The 21423-nt window shown below is 69.4% G+C and carries 19 protein-coding genes; 11 read left to right on the plus strand and 8 right to left on the minus strand.

Annotation, left to right across the window (positions count from 1 at the left end; all coding sequences use genetic code 11):
• The first annotated feature begins 203 nt into the window (after window positions 1-203).
• The 7 genes from ACFYY8_RS12035 (at window position 204) to ACFYY8_RS12065 (ending at window position 7581) form a co-directional block, all read left to right on the plus strand.
• Window positions 204-1166, plus strand: a complete 963-nt coding sequence (locus tag ACFYY8_RS12035; protein WP_390039853.1) for an NAD-dependent epimerase/dehydratase family protein — start codon at window positions 204-206, stop codon at window positions 1164-1166.
• Window positions 1167-1259: 93 nt separating this feature from the next.
• Entirely contained in the window at window positions 1260-1925 is a 666-nt protein-coding gene (locus ACFYY8_RS12040; protein ID WP_390039855.1) for a polysaccharide deacetylase family protein, read from the plus strand.
• A 153-nt stretch (window positions 1926-2078) separates the two neighbouring features.
• Window positions 2079-3002, plus strand: a complete 924-nt coding sequence (locus ACFYY8_RS12045) for a glycosyltransferase family 2 protein (protein WP_390039857.1) — start codon at window positions 2079-2081, stop codon at window positions 3000-3002.
• Between the two features lie 29 nt (window positions 3003-3031).
• Window positions 3032-4123, plus strand: a complete 1092-nt coding sequence (locus ACFYY8_RS12050) for a GNAT family N-acetyltransferase (RefSeq protein ID WP_390039859.1) — start codon at window positions 3032-3034, stop codon at window positions 4121-4123.
• A 147-nt stretch (window positions 4124-4270) separates the two neighbouring features.
• On the plus strand, window positions 4271-5587 hold the full coding sequence (locus ACFYY8_RS12055; RefSeq protein ID WP_390039861.1) for a nucleotide sugar dehydrogenase: 1317 nt from the start codon (window positions 4271-4273) through the stop codon (window positions 5585-5587).
• Window positions 5577-6755 carry a glycosyltransferase family 4 protein gene (locus tag ACFYY8_RS12060; protein WP_390039863.1) on the plus strand — a complete coding sequence of 393 codons (1179 nt, stop codon included), beginning with the start codon at window positions 5577-5579 and terminating at the stop codon, window positions 6753-6755. The genes ACFYY8_RS12055 and ACFYY8_RS12060 overlap by 11 nt, the downstream gene beginning before the upstream one ends.
• A 34-nt stretch (window positions 6756-6789) precedes the next feature.
• Window positions 6790-7581 (plus strand): methyltransferase domain-containing protein, encoded by a 792-nt coding sequence (locus ACFYY8_RS12065; RefSeq protein WP_390039865.1) that lies wholly within the window; start codon window positions 6790-6792, stop codon window positions 7579-7581.
• A 34-nt stretch (window positions 7582-7615) separates the two neighbouring features.
• On the opposite strand, the gene ACFYY8_RS12070 is transcribed toward ACFYY8_RS12065, so the two are convergent.
• Window positions 7616-8476, minus strand: a complete 861-nt coding sequence (locus tag ACFYY8_RS12070; protein WP_390039867.1) for a glycosyltransferase — start codon at window positions 8474-8476, stop codon at window positions 7616-7618.
• A 35-nt stretch (window positions 8477-8511) separates the two neighbouring features.
• On the opposite strand from ACFYY8_RS12070, the gene ACFYY8_RS12075 reads away from it, so the two are divergent.
• The 3 genes from ACFYY8_RS12075 (at window position 8512) to ACFYY8_RS12085 (ending at window position 12026) form a co-directional block, all read left to right on the plus strand.
• Complete coding sequence (locus ACFYY8_RS12075) at window positions 8512-9087, plus strand: dTDP-4-dehydrorhamnose 3,5-epimerase family protein (RefSeq protein ID WP_390039869.1); 576 nt, start codon at window positions 8512-8514, stop codon at window positions 9085-9087.
• A 2-nt stretch (window positions 9088-9089) separates the two neighbouring features.
• Window positions 9090-9986 carry a hypothetical protein gene (locus tag ACFYY8_RS12080; RefSeq protein ID WP_390039871.1) on the plus strand — a complete coding sequence of 299 codons (897 nt, stop codon included), beginning with the start codon at window positions 9090-9092 and terminating at the stop codon, window positions 9984-9986.
• A 288-nt stretch (window positions 9987-10274) separates the two neighbouring features.
• Window positions 10275-12026 carry a DUF4082 domain-containing protein gene (locus ACFYY8_RS12085; RefSeq protein WP_390039873.1) on the plus strand — a complete coding sequence of 584 codons (1752 nt, stop codon included), beginning with the start codon at window positions 10275-10277 and terminating at the stop codon, window positions 12024-12026.
• 150 nt (window positions 12027-12176) lie between these two features.
• On the opposite strand, the gene ACFYY8_RS12090 is transcribed toward ACFYY8_RS12085, so the two are convergent.
• From ACFYY8_RS12090 to ACFYY8_RS12100, 3 genes are all read right to left on the minus strand, one after another.
• Window positions 12177-13577, minus strand: coding sequence for an O-antigen ligase family protein (locus ACFYY8_RS12090; protein ID WP_390039875.1), 1401 nt, complete (start codon window positions 13575-13577; stop codon window positions 12177-12179).
• 34 nt (window positions 13578-13611) lie between these two features.
• Window positions 13612-14403: a hypothetical protein gene (locus ACFYY8_RS12095; RefSeq protein ID WP_390039877.1), complete on the minus strand. Its 792-nt coding sequence runs from the start codon at window positions 14401-14403 to the stop codon at window positions 13612-13614.
• A gap of 130 nt (window positions 14404-14533) precedes the next feature.
• Entirely contained in the window at window positions 14534-15466 is a 933-nt protein-coding gene (locus tag ACFYY8_RS12100) for a hypothetical protein (RefSeq protein WP_390039879.1), read from the minus strand.
• Between the two features lie 223 nt (window positions 15467-15689).
• Between ACFYY8_RS12100 and ACFYY8_RS12105 the strand changes: the two genes are divergently transcribed.
• The gene (locus tag ACFYY8_RS12105; protein ID WP_390039881.1) at window positions 15690-16883 is read left to right on the plus strand and encodes an acyltransferase family protein; all 1194 of its coding nucleotides are present in this window, start codon (window positions 15690-15692) and stop codon (window positions 16881-16883) included.
• Between the two features lie 28 nt (window positions 16884-16911).
• Here ACFYY8_RS12105 and ACFYY8_RS12110 read toward each other — a convergent pair whose 3' ends face one another.
• From ACFYY8_RS12110 to ACFYY8_RS12125, 4 genes are all read right to left on the minus strand, one after another.
• Window positions 16912-17808, minus strand: a complete 897-nt coding sequence (locus ACFYY8_RS12110) for a hypothetical protein (protein ID WP_390039883.1) — start codon at window positions 17806-17808, stop codon at window positions 16912-16914.
• 67 nt (window positions 17809-17875) lie between these two features.
• Window positions 17876-18775 (minus strand): glycosyltransferase family 2 protein, encoded by a 900-nt coding sequence (locus tag ACFYY8_RS12115; RefSeq protein ID WP_390039885.1) that lies wholly within the window; start codon window positions 18773-18775, stop codon window positions 17876-17878.
• A 17-nt stretch (window positions 18776-18792) separates the two neighbouring features.
• Window positions 18793-20340, minus strand: coding sequence for an oligosaccharide flippase family protein (locus tag ACFYY8_RS12120; RefSeq protein ID WP_390039887.1), 1548 nt, complete (start codon window positions 20338-20340; stop codon window positions 18793-18795).
• Between the two features lie 54 nt (window positions 20341-20394).
• Complete coding sequence (locus ACFYY8_RS12125; RefSeq protein WP_390039888.1) at window positions 20395-21423, minus strand: hypothetical protein; 1029 nt, start codon at window positions 21421-21423, stop codon at window positions 20395-20397.

Consider the following 21423-nt stretch of genomic DNA (forward strand, 5'->3'; position numbering starts at 1 on the left):
CTCACCTGAGCGACCCCGTTTGCTTTTCCGGAAATCCAGGTTAGTTTCAGGTGAAGTTGATATCTTCCACATTTGCCTGTCAGGCGAGGTATGGGGACAAAGACCCGTACACAACGTGTCACCGTGTTTCGGGAGACATACCCTATGTGGCAGGGTCTGACGGAAAGCATCCGACGAACTCGTCCCATGCGAGGAGAACGCCAATGCTCACGGTTCCGTTAGCCGGAGATCGACTCACCTCCGGGCAGGAGGACTTCAGCCGGTACAGCGGATCACGCGTCCTGGTCACGGGTGCGACCGGCTTCATCGGGACCCATCTGGTGCGGCGCCTGGGCGAGCTGGGCGCTCGGGTGCACGCCGTGAGCCGTACCCCGAGGCAGGACTCCGACGATCCCGCGACCTGGCACGTCGCCGACGTCGGGGACGCCGAGACGATCGGCGCCCTCATCGCCTCCCTGCGTCCCTCGGTCGTCTTCCACCTGGCCAGCGAGGTCACGGGCACCAGGGATCCCGGTGTCGTGCGCGCGATGCTGGACAGCAACCTGGCCAGCGTGGTCAACCTGCTGACCGCGGTCGCCGAGCATCACCCGGAGACCCGGACGGTGCTGGCCGGGTCGCTTGAGGAGCTCAGGCCGGAGGAGGGCGGCAAGGCTCCCTCCTCCCCCTACGCGGTCGCCAAGTGGGCGGCCAACGGCTACGCGCGGATGTTCCACCAGTTGTGGGACGTGCACGCGACCACTCTGCGCGTCGGAATGGTCTACGGCCCCGGGGACATGAACCACCACAGGCTGGTGCCGTACGTCACTCTCTCGCTGTTGCGGGACGAGGAGCCGGCCATCGGCAGCGGGACGCGCCTGATCGACTGGATCTACGTGGACGACGTCGTCGACGCCTTCCTGGCGGCGGGCAGGAGCCCGGGCTCGGCGGGTCTGAGCCTGGACGTGGGCACCGGGACGGCCACCTCCATCCACGACACCGTCGAGGCGCTGGTGCGGATCACCGGCAGCCCGCTGCGCCCCCGGTACGGCGCGCTCCCCGGCCGCCCGCTGGACGGCGCCAGGATCGCCGACATCGCCCCGACGACCGAGGTGCTCGGCTGGCGTCCCACCGTCGGCCTTGAGGAGGGGCTGGAGCTGACCGTGGAGTGGTACGCGAAGCATCTGTAACGGTCCAACCAAAAATACGATGTCTACCAAGACACCGGACATAAGTCAGCACCCTTCTACGATCAGGGTGCCGAGTCAGAAACGAGGCAGTCGGTGCATTCGGTCGTCAATCTCACGGTGCACGGCATCGGTCCGACCGACCGTGAGCTCGACCCCGGCGAGGACCAGACCTGGGTCAGCGTCGAGCAGTTCGAACAGGTGCTCGACGCCGTGGTCGGCCGGGAGGACGTCCGCATCACCTTCGACGACGGCAACGCCTCGGATCTGGAGATCGGCCTGCCCCGCCTGCTCGAACGCGGTCTCACCGCGGAGTTCTTCGTGCTGGCGGGGCTGCTCGGCGAGCCGGGAAGGCTCGACGAGGCCGGAGTGCTGGAGCTGCAGGCCGCGGGCATGCGGATCGGTTCGCACGGCTGGGGGCACCGCGACTGGCGCAAGCTCGACGCGGAGCAGGCCGTCCAGGAGATCGCCGAGGCCAACCGGTTCCTCGGCACGCTCACCGGACGGCCGGTCTCGCGGGTCGCGATCCCCTTCGGCTCCTACGACAGGCGCGTGCTCAGCAGGCTGCGGCAGGCGAACGTGACGCGCGCCTACACCAGCGACGGAGGCCGCGCCAGGCCCGCCTCCTGGCTTCAGGCCCGCAACAGCCTGCGCCACGACATCGACGCGACATGGGCTCCTCGTGTCCTGGACGGGACCCCCCCTTTGCCTGTTCGTGCGCGCCGCATAGCCTCTCGGACATACAAACGCGTTCGCGGCTGAACACGTCTGTAAAGGTCATCTACTGATGACCTGAACGTGAGTGCGAAAAGGGGAATCCGGCCGCCAAAGCGGGCGCCGGGCCAGGTGCTGGACAGGCGGGAGCGTGATTTGGAACGTAGTAACGGCGTCACGCCGGTCGACGATGACCCGTGTATGACGCCTGGTCCCCCCCGGATCGCCATAGTGATCGTCACCTACAACAGCGCTCAGGTGATCGAAGGCTGTCTGCGATCCCTCGGTGAGGGCGCGCGCGGCGTCAACCTCGCACACGTGGTCGTGGCCGACAACAACTCCAAGGACGACTCCCTCAAGGTCGTCGGCGAGGTCACCGACCTTCCCGTCCAGATCGTCCAGGTCGGAAGGAACGCCGGATACGCCGCGGCGATCAACGCGGGCGTCGAGGTGCTGGACGTCTCCTCCCTCGACGCCGTCCTGGTGCTCAACCCCGACTGCAGGCTGCGCCCCGGCTCCCTGCTGCCGCTCGCGGAGTCGCTGCGACGGCCGGGACGCGGCATCGCCGCCCCGCTCCTGGTCAACCCGGACGGCAGCCTGCAGCCCTCGCTGCGCCGGATGCCCGCCGTCGGCAGGGCCGTGGTCGAGGCGGTGATCGGAGGCAACCTCGCGGGCCGGATCGGCACTCTGGGCGAGATGGTCACCCACCCCCGTGAGTACGCCAAGGCGGGCGAGGTGGCCTGGGCGACCGGTGCCGCCATGCTCATCTCGACCGACGTCATCAAGAAGATCGGCGCCTGGGACGAGTCGTTCCTGCTCTACAGCGAGGAGACCGAGTTCTCGCTGCGCGCCCGCGACCACGGCTGGATCACCTGGTACGAGCCCGCCTCGGTCGTCGAGCACATCGGCGGCGACTCCGCGATCAACCCGATGCTCGCCTCCCTGCTCATCGTGAACAAGGTGAAGCTCTTCCGCAGACGAAGGAGCACCCCCGCCTTCCTCGCCTACTACCTGGCGGTCGTCCTCGGCGAGGCGCTTCGCGCGCTCATGGGACGCCGCATCTCCAAGGCCTCGGTGGTGGCGCTCCTGCGCCCCTCACGCCGCGTCCACAAGCTCGCGGACTGACCCCGCCGCCTTCGAGAAGAGAGACGACGATGAGCATGCCCGCGAGCACGGAGCCCGCGCGGGTGCACGCCGTACGGACGGTCCGCTTCGACGCGCTCACCGCGGAGGAACTGGAGACCTGGCACCGGCTGCGGGAGGCCAACCCCGCCCTGGACAGCCCCTACTTCCACCCCGGCTTCGCGCAGGCCGTACACGCCAGCGGGCGGCAGGTGACGGTCGCCGTCGGCAGGGACGGGACGGGCGCGGTCAGGGCGCTGCTGCCCCACCACCGTGAGCGGTCGTTGATCAGGCCCGCGGGCTGGCCCGCCGCCGACTTCCAGGGGCCCGTGCTCGCTCCCGGCACCGGCTTCCCGCCGCTCGGGCTGCTCACCGACGGGGTGCGTGGCTTCGCCTTCGACCACCTCGTCGAGGGCTGCGCGGACTTCGAACCGTGGATCGAGTCCCGCAGGCCCTCGCCGTTCCTGGACGTCTCCGGCGGCCTCGACGGCTATCTGGGACGCGCCTCGCGCAGCGGCAAGGACAACATGGGCCAGGCCCGCCGCCGTGCCGCCAAGGCCGAGCGGACCCACGGCCCGGTGCGCTTCGTCGCCGACAGCACCGACCAGGACGTCCTGGAGAGGGTGATCGAGCTCAAACGCGCGCAGTACGCCGCGACCGGCGCCAAGGACTACTTCGCCGCGCCCGACCGGCACGAGCTGATGGGCGGGCTGCTGCGCACCCGGGGCACCTCCTTCGCGGGCGTGCTGTCCACGCTGCACGCGGGCCCGCACCTGCTCGCGGCGCACTTCGGCATCCGCTCGGGCTCGGTGCTGCACTGGTGGTTCCCTGTCTACGACCCCGACTTCGGCAACCTCGCCCCCGGCTGGATGCTGCTGCGTGAGCTCGCGATCGCCGCCCCGGCGATGGGAATCACGCGCATCGACCTCGGACGAGGCGACGATGAGTACAAAAGGCGTGCCAAAACCGGCGAAACGCTGGTATGCCAAGGAATGGTGACACGTAGCTCGGCCCGGCAGACACTGCGGCGGGCGCGCGACTCCGTGGTCGAGACGGCGAAGTCGTCCGCTCTCGGCCCCGGCCTGCGAAAGATCGTCCACGGCCTCCGGAACCTGAACCGCTAGCCACGCCGGGACCCTGACGATGAACCACCACACAGAACGCAACGACCACAAGGAATCATCCGGCCGTCGGGTGAGTCGGGCGAGGCTTGGCAAGACGCCTCCTGCCTCGCGCCCGGCCGCACATGACGCGATGGAGGCAGCGCACAAATGAGAATCAGCGTGTTCGGGCTCGGCTATGTGGGCTGCGTGTCCGCGGCCTGCCTCGCGGCCAGCGGGCACGAGGTGGTCGGCGTCGACGTCAACCCCGTGAAGGTGGACCTCATCTCCCGGGGCAACGCCCCGGTGGTCGAGGAGCGGATCGGCGAGCTGACCGCGGAGGTCGTGGCCAGCGGCGCGCTGCGGGCGACCACCGACGTGGCGGAGGCCGTCGGCGCGACCGACATCTCCCTGATCTGCGTCGGCACCCCCTCGGCCCAGAACGGCAGCCTGTCGACCGTCTACCTGGAGCGGGTCTCCGAGGAGATCGGCCAGGCCCTGACCGCCAAGAGCGGGCGGCACACGATCGTCTTCCGCAGCACCATGCTGCCCGGCACCTGCACCGACCTGCTCATCCCGATCCTGGAGAAGGCCTCGGGCTACCGGGCGGGCGCCGACTTCGGCGTCGCGGTCAACCCGGAGTTCCTGCGCGAGGGCACGAGCGTGCGCGACTTCTTCGAGCCGCCAAAGACCGTCATCGGCGAGTTCGACGCCGCCAGCGGTGACGCGGTCGCCGCGCTGTACGAGGGCATTCCCGGCGAGGTCTTCCGGGTGCCCGTCGCGGTGGCCGAGATGACCAAGTACGCCGACAACGCCTTCCACGGCCTGAAGATCAGCTTCGCCAACGAGATCGGGGCGATCTGCCAGGCGCTGGGCCTCGACTCGCACCGGGTCATGGACGTCTTCCTCGCCGACCGCAAGCTCAACGTCAGCCCGGCCTACCTGCGCCCCGGCTTCGCCTTCGGCGGCTCCTGCCTGCCCAAGGACCTGCGCGGCCTGGTCTACGCGGCCAGGCGGGCCGACGTCTCGGTGCCGCTGCTGTCGCACGTGCTGCCCTCCAACGAGGACCACCTCAGGCGCGCCTTCGACCTGGTGACAGCCGCTGGCAGCCGCAAGGTCGGCCTGTTCGGGCTGTCCTTCAAGCCCGGTACGGACGACCTGCGGGAGAGCCCGCTGGTCGAGCTGGCGGAACGGCTCCTCGGCAAGGGCTACGACCTGCGCATCTACGACGCCAACGTCACCCTGTCGCGGCTCATGGGCGCCAACAGGGAGTACATCGACGGCAGGCTCCCGCACCTGGGCGACCTGCTGACCAACTCCGTCGAGGAGGTGCTCGCGCACGCCGACGTCTGCGTCGTCGGCTGCAAGGACCCCGCGGTGCTGAGCGCGCTCGACAACGCGGGGGACCGCACGATCATCGACCTCGTCCGCCTTCCCGACGCGGAGACGCGCCGGGCGCACCCTGGATACGTTGGCCTTGGCTGGTAAAGCACTCATCCTCGTCGAGAACCTCTCCGTCCCGTTCGACAGGCGGGTGTGGCAGGAGAGCACCACGCTGCGCGACGCCGGGTGGGACGTGCACGTCATCTGCCCGCAGGGCACCAAGCGCGACACCGAACCGTACGCCGAGATCGACGGGGTGAAGATCCACCGCTACCCGCTGAAGGCGGCGACCGGCGGCCCCCTCGGCTACGTCCAGGAGTACGGCTCGGCGCTGTGGCACACCTTCCGGCTGGCCAGGCGGGTCGGCCGGGTGGACGTGGTGCACGCCTGCAACCCGCCCGACCTGCTCTACCTCGTCGCCAAGCGGCTCAAGCGGCGGGGCGCGCGGTTCGTCTTCGACCAGCACGACCTGGTGCCCGAGCTGTACCTGTCACGCTTCGACCGGGGTGAGGACTTCCTCTACCGGGCGGTGTGCAGGCTCGAACGGCTCACCTATCGGACCGCCGACGCGGTGATCGCCACCAACGAGAGCTACCGCGACGTGGCGGTCAGCCGGGGCGGCAAGCGGCCGGAGAAGGTGTTCGTGGTGCGCAGCGCGCCCGCGGTCGAGCGCTTCCGTCAGGTCCCCGTCGAGGAGGGCCTCAAGAAGGGCAAGCCGTACATGCTGTGCTACCTGGGGGTCATGGGGCCGCAGGACGGCGTCGACTACGCGCTGCGGGCGCTGGCCAAGCTCCGCGACGAGGTCGGCCGCAAGGACTGGCACGCGGTCTTCCTCGGCGGCGGCGACACCTTCGACGAGATGGTCGCGCTCTCCCACCGGCTCGGCCTGTCCGACCAGGTGGAGTTCACCGGGCGTGTCTCCGACGAGGACCTGCTGCGCTACCTGTCGGCGGCGGACGTGTGCCTGGCCCCCGACCCGCTCAACCCGCTCAACGACGTGTCCACCATGAACAAGATCATGGAGTACATGGCGATGTCCCGCCCGATCGTCTCCTTCGATCTGAAGGAGGCCAGGGTCTCCGCCGGGGAGGCCGCGCTCTACGCCCCGGCCAACGACGAGTCGGAGTTCGCCAAGCTCGTCGCGCACCTGCTCGACAACCCCGCCGAGCGCAGGCGGATGGGCGAGATCGGCAGGGCCCGTGTCGCGGGCCCGCTGTCCTGGGAGCAGTCCTCCAAGGCGCTCCTGGCCGCCTACGAGGCCGCCGTCTCCTGACGCCGGGAAAGACAACGAGAGAGGAGCACCCCCGATGAGCGGGCTTCTGCTGAGCGTCACCACCGGCGAGCTGGCCTCCTTCGTGGAGGCCGGTGTCGAGGCCGCCACCGAGACCGCCGTTGAGATCACGGCCGGGGCCGGCGCCCTCCTCGGCGGGGTCGCCGGTGGGTTCAGGCGCCACTACCGGTCCCTGCGCAGCGGCGCCGTACGACTGCTGTTCGAGCGCCGGTACGGCGTGCGGACCTCCGACGTCGTGAGCCTGGAGAAGTTCGGGCTCGCGCACGAGGAACGGGTCTACTACTCGGCCGCGAACTGGCAGACCCTGCGCCGCACGCTCCCCCGCGACGCCGTCGGCCCGGACGACGTGTTCGTCGACCTCGGCTCCGGCATGGGACGCATGGTGCTCGAGGCGGCCTGGCGCTACCCCTTCAGGAAGGTGATCGGGGTCGAGCTGTCCGCCGAGCTGAGCGAGATCGCCAAGCAGAACGTCGCGGGCACCCGGCTGCGCCTGCGCTGCGCGGACGTCGAACTGGTCAACTCCGACGTGCTCGACTACGAGATCCCCCGGGACGTCACGGTCGTCTTCCTCAACAACCCCTTCAGGGGCGAGACCTTCGCGACCGTGATGCGCAGGCTGATCGCCAGCGTGGACGACAACCCGCGCGAGGTCACGGTGATCTACTTCAACCCCACGGAGGACGAGTTCCTGATGAGCACCGGACGCTTCCGGCACCTCAGGACCGTCAACCGGGGACGCCGGGACAAGCAGGACGGACCTTTCGGCACGATCAGGATATACACCATCACCGAGCGTGCCGGTGCCTGACGGGCCACGCCGTACGGCGGGGCGGCCTCTCGGGCTACCCCGCCTCGGAGCGGCTGCCGGTGTCGGTGCCCCACTGCACCTGGCCGCCCCGGGAGGTGCGCGCCTTGGTCATGGCACGGTCCATCACCAGGACCGCGAGGTAGCAGCCCGCGTCGAGCGGGCTCACCTTCCTTCCGGTCAGCAAAGCCCCCAGGGAGCCCAGGCGCAGACGTCCCTCGGGGGCGGAGCGGCCGAGTGCGGCGAGCTGGCGGTTGCCCAGGCGTACCCGCACCCGCCGCTTCAGGTGCGCGGACACGGTCCTGGCCGGGCGCACGAGCGACCTGGCCTGCGGCACGACGACCCGCTCGTGGATCGCGAAGCTGCCGTGCGCCCAGCCGTCGTCGGACAGCACGTCCGGGATGGGGAAGACCTTGGCGTGCCCCTCCTCGGTGAGCACGTAGACGCCGACCCCGGCCAGCGCCCTGAACGGGGCCACCAGCTCGTTGTGAACCTTGTGCATGCGCCTGGCCACCCAGCTCACCCCCGTCATGTCCCACACCGGGACGGGGGCGCAGGCCAGCACGCCGGGACGGTCGAGGGCGGCGACGAGCGCGCGCACGGAGCCGGAGTCGAGTTCCACGTCGGCGTCCAGATAGATCCTGGGGAAGGTCGCGCAGAGCTCGTCTCCGAGGCGCAGCGCGTTGGCCTTGCCGGGCACCGGGGTCTCGACGACACGCACGCCGGGCCGTACGGCCACCTCGGCGGTGCGGTCGGAGCAGGCGTTGGCCACCACGATCACGTCGAACTCGCCGGGTTCGGTGCCCGCGAGCAGCCGGTCGAGGTTGCCCGCGAGGACGGCCTCCTCGTTGTGGGCCGGGACCACGATGCTCACGATCGGCCTGGTGACGTCGTTCACCGGCCCGCCTTCCGCCTCTCGAAGGGATTCACAGCATGAGAGTAGAACGAACCGCCATCGACGGGGTGTTGTTGTTCATTCCGACGCCACACCGTGACGACCGGGGGCTGTTCACCAGGACCTTCGACAACGTCGTGGCCGAGAAGGCCGGGCTCGACCCGGCCCGCTTCGTGCAGGACAGCCAGTCCCGCTCACGGCAGGGGACGGTCCGCGGGATGCACGGCCGTTCCGGGCGGGGAGAGGCGAAGCTGGTGCGCTGCGCCCGCGGCGCCGTACAGGACGTGCTGGTCGACGCCCGGCCCGGTTCGCCGACCTTCGGCGAGCAGGTCTCGGTGCTGCTCGACGACGAGACGTTCGTCACCCTGTACGTGCCGCCGGGCATGCTGCACGGTTTCCAGGCGCTGACCGAGCAGACGGACGTCTGCTACCGCATCGACAGGGAACACGACCCCGCCGAGGATCTCTCCGTCCGGTACGACGACCCCGACCTGGATATCCGCTGGCCGCTTCCGGTCTCATCGATCAGCGGGAGAGACCTTTCCGCCGGTTCGTGGGCACAATTGCAGAGGCGGCTCATCGGCCCTGACGTTGCCCCTACCGCGACGGAGTGAAGATGCGACGGCTCATCCCGCTCGGTGTCCTGTCGGCGGCCGCACTGGCCCTGGTGACGGGGTGCAGCCCGTCGGGGGACACCCCGCCGGGGGCCGCGTCGCCGACCCCCAGCGACCTCTCCCGCCCCGCGGCCCGCTGCCCCGGCTATCCCACCCCCGCCTGCACCGGTGTGCCGCCGGGCACCAAGCTGGAGAAGCTGACGCTGACCGAGCCCGGCGCCTACCGCGTCACCGAGCCCGGGAGCGTGCTCGACGGCGTGCACATCACCGCCGACCTGCTGGTGGCCGCCAACGATGTGACGATCAAGAACAGCCGGATCGACGGGCTGGTCATCAACGCGATCGGCCCGAAGACCTTCAGATACACCATCGTCGACTCGACCGTCGGCCCGGAGACCGGCTGTCAGTCGCTGCCCGGTGTCGGCCAGGACAAGTACACCGCCCTGCGGCTGCACGTCCGCAACCACGGCGACGGCTTCCGGGTCGGGGGCGACGACGTCGTCATCCGCGACTCCTTCGTACGGCTCTGCTCCAACCCCAACGACCACTCCGACGGCATCCAGACCTACGGCGGGGGCAAGGGCCTGGTCTTCAGCCACAACACCGTCGACCAGCGAGGCGTCAAGGACATCACGGCGCCGATCTTCATGACCGACCCGAGGATCCTCAACGCGGAGGTCACCGACAACCTCGTGATGGGCGGCACCTACAGCATCCAGCTGCGCAACGGACGGGGCAGGCTCGTGATGCGGGGCAACAAACTCGTCGACGGATCATGGGTCTACGGGCCGGTCGACTCCGAGTGCAAGAAGATCGACTGGGCGGACAACACGCTGGTCACGATCGACTCCGAGTATCGCGTCACCTCGACCGTCGGCCCGCTGAAGTGCGTGGGGTGACCGTTTTCGATCTTCGTTTTCGGCCCCCGTCGTATACACGAAAACTTTGATCTTCGCATCGCCATCAGACCGATATGTCATAACACTTACGGATAATCATCTGAAAATGATGCGTATCTGTGGCCTCTGTCGTAACAATGTCCTCTGCACGAGGACCAAGCAGACATGTCGTCGAGCCGACCTCAGGTCGGTGCGGAGGTCAGAGAGATGGCCAGTACACACCCCCCACGCCGGGGTGAGGAACCCCAGAGTGGCTTATCCCCTCGCAAACGGATGCGGCCCGGTCTGGTGGCAGCCCTGATCGTCGCCCTGGTGGGGGTGTCCGTCCCGGTCGCCTGGGTCGTCACCCACAACGACGAGGTCACCGTCACGCCCGCGGCCGCGGCCAGGCCCGCCGCCCCCGAGGAGCCGGAACAGCCTCAGGAGACCAGTCTCTGGTCGTCGGAGGAGACGGTGAAGGCGCCCACGCACACCGACCGCTCCCCTGTCGAGCTCGGCACCCGCTTCACCGCCGCCAAGAGCGGCTCGGCGACCGGCGTCCGCTTCTACAAGGCCTCCGGCGAGAAGGGACGGCACACCGGCAGCCTCTGGGACGCCCAGGGCCGCCGCCTCGCCCAGGTCACCTTCCCCAAGGAGACCGCCTCAGGCTGGCAGGAGGCCCGGTTCGCCTCCCCCGTGCAGCTGCGGGCCGGCCAGGTCTACACCGTCTCGTACCACAGCGCCAACGGCACCTACGTCGGCTCCCAGGGAGCGGGATCGGCCACTTCCGGCCCGCTCAGCACGACGTCGCGCAACACCGGGGTGTTCGGGTACGGCACCAGCGCCTTCCCCAAGCGGTCCAACCCCAAGGGCTACAACTACTGGGTCGACGTCATCTTCCGCTGGCACGAGCGTCACCCCAGGCCGGGTGGGAGCAGGCCCCCGAAGCCGGTTCCGTCCTGGACCTCGACGTCCGTCCCGACGCCCACCCGCACCTGGACCCACCGGCCGACGCCCACGCGGACGTCCAGCCCCCGCCCCACCTGGACCGACTGGCCGACCGACCGTCCCACCAGGACGCCGACGGCGCTCCCCACGTGGACCCACTGGCCGACCGAGCACCCCAGCCCCCGGCCGACCTGGACCCACTCCCCCCGCCCGACCCGGACGCACTCTCCGCGCCCGACCTGGACCCACTCTCCTCGGCCCACGCGGACCCCGACGCCGACCCCGACCGAGACCCCGGAGCCGACGGAGAGCCCCGAGCCGACCGACCCGCCGGGGCCGGGGAACCGTACCTGTGACGGCCACCCGACTCCCGCGTGCACCGGTGTGCCGCCGGGCACGAGGCTGACCACCAAGCGCCTGAACGACGACGGCGCCTACCGGGTCACCGTCCCCGGGACCGTGCTCGACTCCGTGCGCATCCCCGGTGACCTGCTGATCACCGCCAACAACGTGGTGGTCAGGAACAGCCAGATCGACGGGCTGGTCATCAACGAGCTCGGCCCGAACACCTTCAGCTTCAAGATCTTCGACTCGACCGTCGGCGTCGAGGACACCTGCCAGAGCCTGCCCGGCGTCGGGGAGAGCAAGTTCACCGCCGAGCGGGTGTACGTCAGGAACCACGGCGACGGCTTCCGGGTCGGGGGCGACAACGTCATCATCCGCGACTCCTTCATCGACCTGTGCTCCAACCCCGATGACCACTCCGACGGCATCCAGACCTACGGCGGGGGCAAGGGCCTGGTCTTCGACCACAACACCGTCGACCAGCGGGGCGTCGAGGACATCACGGCGCCGATCTTCCTGACCGACCCGAAGATCGTCGACGCGGTGGTCACCAACAACCTCGTCATGGGCGGCACCTACAGCATCCAGCTGAAGAACGGGCGTGGCAGGCTGGTCGTCCGGGGCAACCAGATCGTCGACAAGACCTGGGAGTACCGGCCGGTCGAGGCCGACTGCGACAAGATCGACTGGGCGGACAACTCGATCGTGACCATCGACAGGAACTACAACGTCACCTCCGTCGTCGGTCCGCTGGACTGCGAGAAGTGACACGGGCTCATCGGAACCCCTAGACGGGGCTCCTGGTGACGGGGCGGGCGCGTACGCGCCCGCCCCGTCGTCGTGTCGCCGTCGTGTCAGGCCCCGGACGTCCTGACCGTCCGACGGCCGTACCGCCCGCGGGCGGCGCGGCCCCCGGGCTCAGCCCTGGGCCGCCGAGCGCCTCGACCGGCCGAACAGGCGCCGCATCCCCAGCTGCGCGGCCTCCCGCCAGGTGAGGCGGTGCGTACGGGGCCGTGGTACGGCGGTGCTCGCCGTGGAGCGCAGCAACGCGCCCGTCGCGCCGATCAGCACGAAGGACAGGCCGGTCACCGTCGCGAAGGACATCAGGTCGAAGGTCGCGGCCCCGATCAGCGGGACCACCAGGCAGGAGGCCAGGGTCAGCGCGAGGTCCCGGACCGCGGGGTCGGTGCTGAGGTAGCGGGCCCTGAGCGCCGAGTAGACGCCGCACGCGAACATCGCCACGACCGCCCCGATGCCGAGCAGTCCCGTCTCGACCGCGGACAGCAGGTACTGGTTGTCGAAGACCTGGTGCTTGGGGGCGTACCAGGTGCCCATCCCCCGGCCCAGCCACAGGTGCTTGGCCAGCTCGTAGGCGGCCACGTCGTAGTCGTGCGTGCGGTACTGGATGCTGTCGTCGCTGCCGGCGTTGGCGAACAGGTTGTAGAAGGTGTTGATGAGGCCGGGAACCGCGATCCGCATGCCGATCAGGAACACCAGCGCGACCAGCACCGCCTGGACACGCCGCCGGGCGGGCCAGCCGAGGAACAGCACGAAGGCGACGCCCGCCAGGCTCAGCACCGCCGAACGGGAGACCGAGAACATCAGGCCGAGCGCGATCAGGCCCGCGCACGCCCACCAGCGCAGGGCGGCCTGGGCGAGCTGGCGGGCCTTGAAGCCGTAGTGGGCGGCCAGCGGCAGCACCATCGCGCAGATGACGCCGAACTCGATGGGGTGGCCGGTGGTCGCGGCCACCCGGCGGAACTCGGACCTGGCGATGATGGAGGCGTCCTCCGAGGTGTACCGCAGGCCGGGCAGCGCGAGATAGCGGGTGAGGTCGAACTCGATCAGGAACTGCAGGGCGCCGACCAGCGCGACGGCGGCGCCGGTCACCACGACGGTCTTCAGCACGAAGTCCAGGCGGTCGGCGCCCCGGACCCCGTCGCACATCATCAGCCCGATCCCGGCGTTGGCCACCAGCAGGATCAGCGCGTGGTCGGCGAGGTTGAGCTCGTCGGAGGGCAGGTAGCCGTACGTGGAGTAGCCGAACGTGGCGATCATCGCGGTCAGGAAGACGAACAGCGCGGTGCGCACGGGGGTTCGTCCCTTGGCCATGCCCAGCGTGGTGGTGAAGTGCGCGAACACCCAGCAGAAGATGGCCAGCAGGGCCATGAAGTTGGCCGGGGTGAGCGAGAGCGGGATGCCGCGGAACACCAGGCGGGCCGGGATGATCGTCAGGGAGATGACGAAGAAGCTGACGAGGGTCGCGCCGTCGGCGTGCCTGGGCAGCGGCGGGGCGAGGTCGCGGGAGACGGCTCTCACGCTTCTGGTGGAGGTCGAGGAGGTCGCCACGGGTTCACGGCCTCGTGACGGGCGAGCCCGCGGGCAGGCGGCCGTTGAGCCGGCCCGCCACCGGCTCCGCGGGGGGCGTCGCCTTCCTGGAGGTCTCGGGCGGGGTGCCCGGGTCTCCCCCGGCCTTCGTCTCCGCCTCCTCACGGCGCCGCCTGCGGTTGGTGACGAAGCTCTCGACGGTGAACGCCATGAACAGGCTCGCGATCACCCCGACGCCCGCCGCCGCGGCGACGGCACGCATCTTGCGTCCGCGCTGGGCCAGCGGCTCGGTCGGCGGCACCGCCTCGTAGGCGCTGATGTAGGTCGCCTTGGGCGCCTTCACCGCCTCCTGGCGGTTGACCAGCTCAAGCTTCGTCCTGGCGATGACCCTGACCACGATGTCCTTGGCGGCCTGCGGCGTCGAGCTCTCCCCTTCGATGAACACGTACGGCCCGGTGGCCAGCGACTCGATGTTGCTGCTGCCGTTGTTGACCTTGAAGGCCGTGTCGCCGCCCTCGACCGCGCCCAACTGGGTCGCCATGTCGGGGGTGCCCATCGCGGCGATGAGGATGGAGGCCGAGATGCTCAGCCCCCGGTCGAAGTTCAGCATCGGGTTGGTCAGGCCGTTGGGCATGCGGGGGTTGGACGGCAGGCTGCCGCCGGTGGTCGGCGTGGTCAGGATGAGGACCGCTGAGGAGGTGTAGGTCGTGGGAACGGTCGAGTAGATCGCCGCCGCCGCGACCAGCGAGAGAACGAAGGTCGGCAGGACCACGTACCAGCGCCGGAACAGAACAAGGACTGTTCCCCAGAAGTCCACGCGCGCCTCCCCGAACCGGATCGCGGCCGCCGTGGCCGTGATCCGTCAATGTCATCGCCCGCACCGGCGGGCCGTTACTGTCCCGGCCTGCCGTACGGCGGGACCCCGTGGCCCCGGGCTTCCGGAGATGTCATTTCCGCTCGTCCCGCCAGCCGACCCGGGTGAAGACAACCGTGTCCGAGGCCTGGTCGTGCTGGTCCTCGTCGTCGACCACGACCACCAGACCGGCGGACTCGTCTTGGAACGGTCCTTCACCGGAGTCGGAGACGACGGGCGCGTGCGGCACCACCACGGGCGGGTCGGCGACCGGGGTCCTGCTCTCACGGCCCGCTCCCGCGGCCTCCCAGGCCTGCTCCTCCTGGGCCTCACGCTCGTCGCGCGCGGCCCCCGCGGAGTCCTGCGGAGGACGCCTGCGGCCTCCCCTGATCTGGGTCACGCCGTACACGATGCTCAGGCCGCCGAAGAGCACGAGGAACATCGTCGCACCCGCGGCGGTGAGCTTGCCGGAGATCTTCGCCGTCGGGACGGAGGAGGGCACGACGTCGACGACCGTGATGAAGGTCGAACGCGGAGCCTTGAGCGCCTGCTGACGGTCGGCGAGTTCCTTGCGGATGCGCTGCTTGGCGCGCAGTACGACGTCCTGGGCCGCGACGGCCGACCTGCTCTGCACCTCGACGTAGACGAACGGGCCGTTGGTGCTGATGCCCAGCAGGTCGGGGTTGGTCCGCCCGTCGTTGATCACGATCTGGGTGGGGCCGTTCGGGACGACGCCGAGTTCGGCCGCGACCTCGGGGGTGTTCATGGACAGGATGAGAATGCCCGAGGTGACGCGCAGGCCGTCACTGAACTGCAGGAGCGGGTTGGTCAGGCCCAACGGCTTGGTCGGGTCGGCTGAGAGCGTTCCACCGGTGGCCGGGGTCGTCAGGACCATCGACGCCGTGGACACGTAGTAGGTCGGCAGCAGGAAGAAAACCAGGCTCGCGGAGATGATGGACAGGACCGCCAGGGGCGGGCCGATGGCCTTACGTCTGGCGAGACCGAAAATGGTCTTCCAGAAGTCCATATGCCTCCGCCCCTCATTCACACCGGGGCACAGCGAACCCCCGAGACAACACAGTTACCCATCGCCGAGTGCGTACTTCCTGTTACATGATCGAAAGGAGGCCGAGCCTTCGGCGTCCTCTGGGGATGTTACGTCTGGGGACCATACAGCGATAGACCCGTTGATAGGCCAAGATAGGGTAGATATCAGGAGCCCGTGTGGGCCCGAGACGGGAGTTGATCGGATGGGGTCGTCCCACCAGGACGCCCAGGAAAGCCGGCCAGAGACTCCCGCCGAGACGCTCGCGGGTCGCGGTAGGCTCGCGGGACTGGACGGTATCCGAGGCGTGGCCGCCCTGTTCGTCATGCTCCACCACTGCTGGCTGATGGCCTTCCCGGGATTCCCGGCAAGCGCCGGACCGGTTTGGCTTGGTTTTCTCCTTTACGGACACTTTGCCGTAGTGGTATTCATTGTACTGTCCGGTTTCTCCCTCGCGGTCTCCCCCGCCCGGTCCGGATGGCAACTGGGCAGCCTACGGAGATTCGCCCGGCGACGCGCCTGGCGCATTCTGCCGCCTTACTGGGCGGCCCTGGTCTTCAGCCTGGTGATCGCCTGGACACTGGCCGCCCAGCCGGGTGAAGGAGCGCCGACCGCCAAGTCCGTCCTTATTTACGGTCTCCTGCTGCAGGACATTTTCGGCGCGCCGAGCCCCAACGGAGCCTTCTGGTCCATCGCCGTCGAGGCCCAGCTCTACCTGCTCTTCCCGACGATGCTGCTCCTGCTGCGCAGGGCGGGCGCGGTCGTGATGCTCGCCGCCGTCACCGCCGTCGTCGCGGTGATCGGGCTGCTGGCGCCGAGCGTGCACGTGGTGAGCATGCTGCTGCGGCTGACCCCCCAGTTCGCGGTGCTGTTCGCGATCGGCGTCGTGGCCGCGGGCGTCCTGGCGGCGGGCGAGCGGGTACGGCGACTGCCCTGGCAGTGGCTGGCCCTGGCGGCCGCGCTGCCGGTGCTCGCGGTGATCCTCGCGCGCGGCTCGGTGTGGACGGTCGGGAACTTCTTCTGGATGGACATCGCGCTCGGCCCGGCCGTCGGGCTGACGCTGGCCGGGATCGCCACCGGCCGGGCGAAACTCCTGATCAGGCTGCTCGACCTGCGGCCGATCCGGCGTCTCGGCTCCTTCTCCTACACGCTGTACCTGATCCACGCGCCCATCGTCGTGACGGTCTTCCTGCTGGTCGTCGCCCCGAACGTGCCCACGGGGCTGCCCGCCTTCCTGGTGGGCACGGCGCTGGTCGTACCGCTGTCGCTGGTCACGGCCTGGCTGTTCGCGGCGGTCTTCGAGCTGCCGTTCCAGCGTCACCGGAGCTGGCCCGCGCTCCGTACGGCGATGCGGGCCAGGATGTCGCGGACGCACGCGGAAGTACGCCCCGCGCCCTGACGGCGGGGGCGTACGGCCGGCGCGGTCCTCAGCTCACCCGGGCGCGAGCCTCGGCCTCGTACTCCAGCGCCAGTTCCTCGGGCATCGGGTCGAGGTCGGCGCAGCGCACGAAGTCGCGCAGGGTGGTCCCGGTGCACGCGGCGTCCACGTTCACCGCGCCCCTGCGCGCCCGGACGTCGTCGATGTTCACGGTACGGAAGTCGATGCTGAAGCGGGTCCTGCCGGAGGTGTTCGGGACCGTGGAGTGCAGCTGGGCTCCGGAGAACAGCATCACCCCGCCCGGCTCCGGCACGACGCGTACCTGCGGGTCGAGCTCGATCGGCTCCTCCGGCTTCGGCTGGTCCCTGGTGTCGTTGCGCACGTGCTGGGCCGCGGAGAGCCTGCTGCTGCGGTTCCACTCGGCGTAGTCGTAGCGGGCGCTGCCGTTGCGCACGGGGGCGTCGAAGTAGGCCGGGTGGAAGGCCATCACGTTCTCCGGCACCACCGGGTAGATCGGGATCCACCAGTTGACCTGGTTGAACGGCGCCGAGTACCAGCAGTCCCGGTGCGGGTGGAAGGCGTAGGAGATGCCGGAGGTGAGGTAGTCGTTCGAGGTCGAGGTACGCATCCTGGGGACGTCGAAGTAGGTCCGGTCGAGCCGGCAGCCCAGCTCCTCCAGCACGGCGGGCAGGAGCTTCTTGCACTCCGGGTGGTGGATGAACCGGGGCTTGAGGTCGGCCAGCAGCGCCGCGAACTCCTCGACCGGCATGTCGTACTGGGCGGTCTCCGGGTCACGGTCGCCGAAGGCGTCGGCGATCAGTTCCTGGGCGAAGGCGATGAGGTCCCTGGAGGCGGGCGTTGAGGAGTAGACGAACACCTTCCCCTCGTAGAGCAAGCCGCGCCGGGTGTCGTCGTCCACCACGCTGTTGGAAAAGACGGTGGTCATCTGGGTCTCCTTGTCCGCGACGTTGGGGCCTTGCGGGGTCCGCTGGGGTGCGCGGGTCTCACGGCGGTCAGTTCCCGGGCCTGAGCGCCCCGGTCGCCAGCCGTACGAGCTTGCGGCTGCGCCGGGACACCACCCGTCGCTGGCGGCGGGTGTACATCTGACGGGCGGCGGCACGCGCGCGGCGCCGCTGTTCCTCGGTCAGCCCGAGGTCGGCCTCACGCAGCCAGTGGAGGATCTCCATGTACTGCAGGGTCGTCGAGAAGTGCACCTGCCAGCCGGGGACACCGAGACGGCCGCTGATCACGTTCATGCTCTCGTGCTTCCAGTGGCGGTGGGCGAGCACCTCGTGCACGTGGCCCCACGGCCCGGCCAGCGCGAGTTTGGTGGCGAACACCTCGTCCTCGCGGAGCATGTTCCGCCGGGGGATGGACATCACAGGCTCGCGGCGCATGAGGCCGTACAGCGGGTCGATCAGCAGGTGGCTCTCGTTGAGCAGGCGCAGCATCTCGGCGAACCGCTCGACCGGGTCGTCGGAGAGCAGCCCGCTGCCCTCGTAGGCGCTGGTCCTGGTCGTGCCCTCCGGGTCGGTGTAGGACATCTGCGTGGTGACGAGGATGAGCCGCTCGTCCTCCGCGAACGCCCCGAGCGTGCTGGAGACGTAGTGGGACTCCAGCCGGTCGTCGTCGCCGATCCACCGGAAGAACGTCCCCCGCGCGTTCCTGCCCGCGTACATGAAGTTGTTGAGCAGCCCGATGTTCTCCGGGTGCCGCCGGTAGACGATCCGCTCGTCCGAGCGGGCCAGTTCCCTGCAGAGTTCCTCGGTGCCGTCCGTCGAGGCGTTGTCGCAGATCAGCAGTTCGATGTTCCGGTGGTCCTGCGCCAGCACCGACCGGATCACGCCTTCCAGCCGATCGACGCCGTTGCGTACCGGAAGTCCGATGGACACCAGTGTGTCGGAATCAACCATCCGATTTCCTTCTCGGGTCAACGTGAACGTGCCGGGATCAGACCGGTCACCCGGCTGCCCAGTTGCTTGAGTACCGCCTGCGGTACGACGACCAGGACGTAGACGAGCAGCCCCGCGCCACCGGCCACGGCCAGGTGGACGAAGGGAATGCCGTCGCTGATGATGGTGACGAGCGCCACCGTGACGGCGGCGCAGAGCACCCCGCCGAGCACCGGACGCCCCAGGGCGGAGACGACCGGGCCCAGGACGACGCCCGCGCGGCGCATCGTCAGCACGGAGAGCGGCACGGCGACCACCAGCGCCACCACCGCGTGGGCGATCGCCGCGCCGCGGATGCCGTCCAGCTGGGCGCCCAGGATCAGGCTGGGGATCAGCGCGACCGCCCAGCCGAGGTTGAGCCACATGGTGGCCTTGGTCGCGCCCATGGCGGCCAGGATGTCCACCACCAGCGCCGTCATCATCCGCACGACCATGAGGACCGACAGGAAGCTCAGCACCTCGGCGGCCGGTTCCCAGCGCGGGATGTACAGGAAGGCGATCACCGCGGGCGCGAGCACGCCCAGCAGGACACCGAACGGCAGCACGATGGACAGCAGCAGCGGTATGGCCCGCTGCACCCCCTCGGAGACCGATTCGCCGCCCTGCTCGGCGAGCCTGGAGAAGCTGGGCAGCGCGACGTAGCGCACCGCGGTGCCCACGAGCCCGGGGACCCAGCTGGAGATGTTGAAGGCCAGCAGGTAGAAGCCGAGTTGCTCGGCGCCGAGGGCGTCGCCGACGATGACGGAGTCGACGTTGAGCAGCAGGCCCTCGATGCCGAGGGTGACACACAGCGGCAGCCCGAAGACCAGCAGCTTCTTGGCCATGGCGCGGTCGAGGCCGAAACCGACCTTGACCCTGGCGTACAGGACGACCAGCACCCCGGTGGCGACGGCGCCGAGGAGCTGACCCCAGGCGAAGCTGTAGGCCCCGGCGCCGTTGGCGGCCAGGGTGATGGTGACCGGCGCGGTCACCAGGAAGCCGACCAGGTTGGCCTTGGTGAGCTTGTCCTGCTCGAACCTGCGCAGCAGCGCCGCACTGCGCACGGCGGTCAGGCCGTAGACCAGGTTGACCGCCGTGAGGACCCGGATCACCCCGGTCGCGCTCTCACTGCCGGACATCTCAGCGAAGTAGGGGGCGAAAACCCAGAAGAACGCATACAGGAGGGTGCTCGACGTGATCGCGACGACCGTCGCCGTGGGCGCCATCTCCTCAAGCTTGCCCCGCCACTGCACGGTGGCCGCGATGATGCCCGCGTCGTTGATGTAGATGACGAACTGGCTGGCGGCCAGGGCGATGGCGAAGATGCCGAACTCCGCCGGCACGAGCAACCGGGCCATGACCAGGCTCATGGCGAACGAGCCCGCCTTCATCACCATGTTGCCCAGCACGCTCCACCGCAGCCCCCGGCCGGCCTGGCGGCCGATCTCCCCGAGCTGGGAGGCGGGCGTGTCCGGCCCGCCCTCCGGATCGGGGGTGCCGGGCTCCGCCTTCGTCACGACCGGCCCGGAGTCCTGCGTGTGTTCCATCTCTTACCTTTCACCGTTCGCGCCGAACCGCCGTCGCCGCAGCGCCCGGTCCGATCAGGCGGGCTCGTGGACCCGCTCAAGCCAAATCTCCCGCCAGAACGGGAGGAACTGCCGGGGGCAGCTCACGCTGTACGCGCCCGCGCAGACGATGTCCTCAAGGATGATGCAGGAGCTCTTCATCGTGAGCATGCGACCGGTCTTCTCGTCGAGGCACCGGTCGACCCGGGAGAGAACCCGCGCGGTCTTCCCGCAGTACCGCGACATCTCCTCCTCGAACCCCATCCCCCGGTTGAGCAGGTCCTGGTTGAGGGTCTTGAGGATCTCCTCCTTGGACTTGATACGGACGAGCTCTCCCGGCTGGAGGTCGAGCGTCATGCTCGGCGTCGCCCCGGTGAGCCGCCCCTTGACGAAGCCCCATTTCAGGCCGCCCCTGATCTGCAGCCACGACGGCAGGAACCGCCGGCTGCGCTCCTGGTAACGGTTGAACAGGCCGACCAGGAGGGCGCGGAGCGTGAAGAACACGCTCGCGTTACCCGTCTTCACGTCCGTGACGTACTGCCCGAAATCCTTCAGCGGCAGGCAGGTCGGCGCGGCGCGCAGCAGCTCGGTCGCCTGGCAGGAGTAACGCTCCTCCCCGTCCTCCCCCGGCTCCCTCCTGGACGCCACCTCCAGGATGGGCAGCAGCGCCCGTCCCTTCGCCAGGCCCTCAGGTTCCTTGGCCGGTTCCGGCTCCGGGGAACCCGGATCGACCCGCTTGAGCCAGGACTCCTTCCAGTACATCAGGCAGGCCGTCTGGCATCCGCCGTGCGCCGACCCGTCGCAGCGCGCCCCGGTGAGGTGTACGGCACGCTCCATTCTGCGCATGCCGCTGCGGCTGATGGTGTCGCACAGTTTGTAGGCGACCTTGTGCACGGTGAGCCGCTTCCCGCAGAAAGCCAGCATCTCCGGCATGAAGGGCAGCTCGTCGAGCTCTCCCCTCTCGTCCAGAGTGGCCATGATCTCGGCCTCGCTCAGGACCTCAACCGTCTCCCCCACCCGGAGGTTGAGCACCCCGGGCTCCGTGACGGCCTGCAACCGCGTCAT

Origin of the sequence: Streptosporangium sp. NPDC001559 (assembly GCF_042893955.1) — a bacterium.
Lineage (GTDB): Bacteria > Actinomycetota > Actinomycetes > Streptosporangiales > Streptosporangiaceae > Streptosporangium.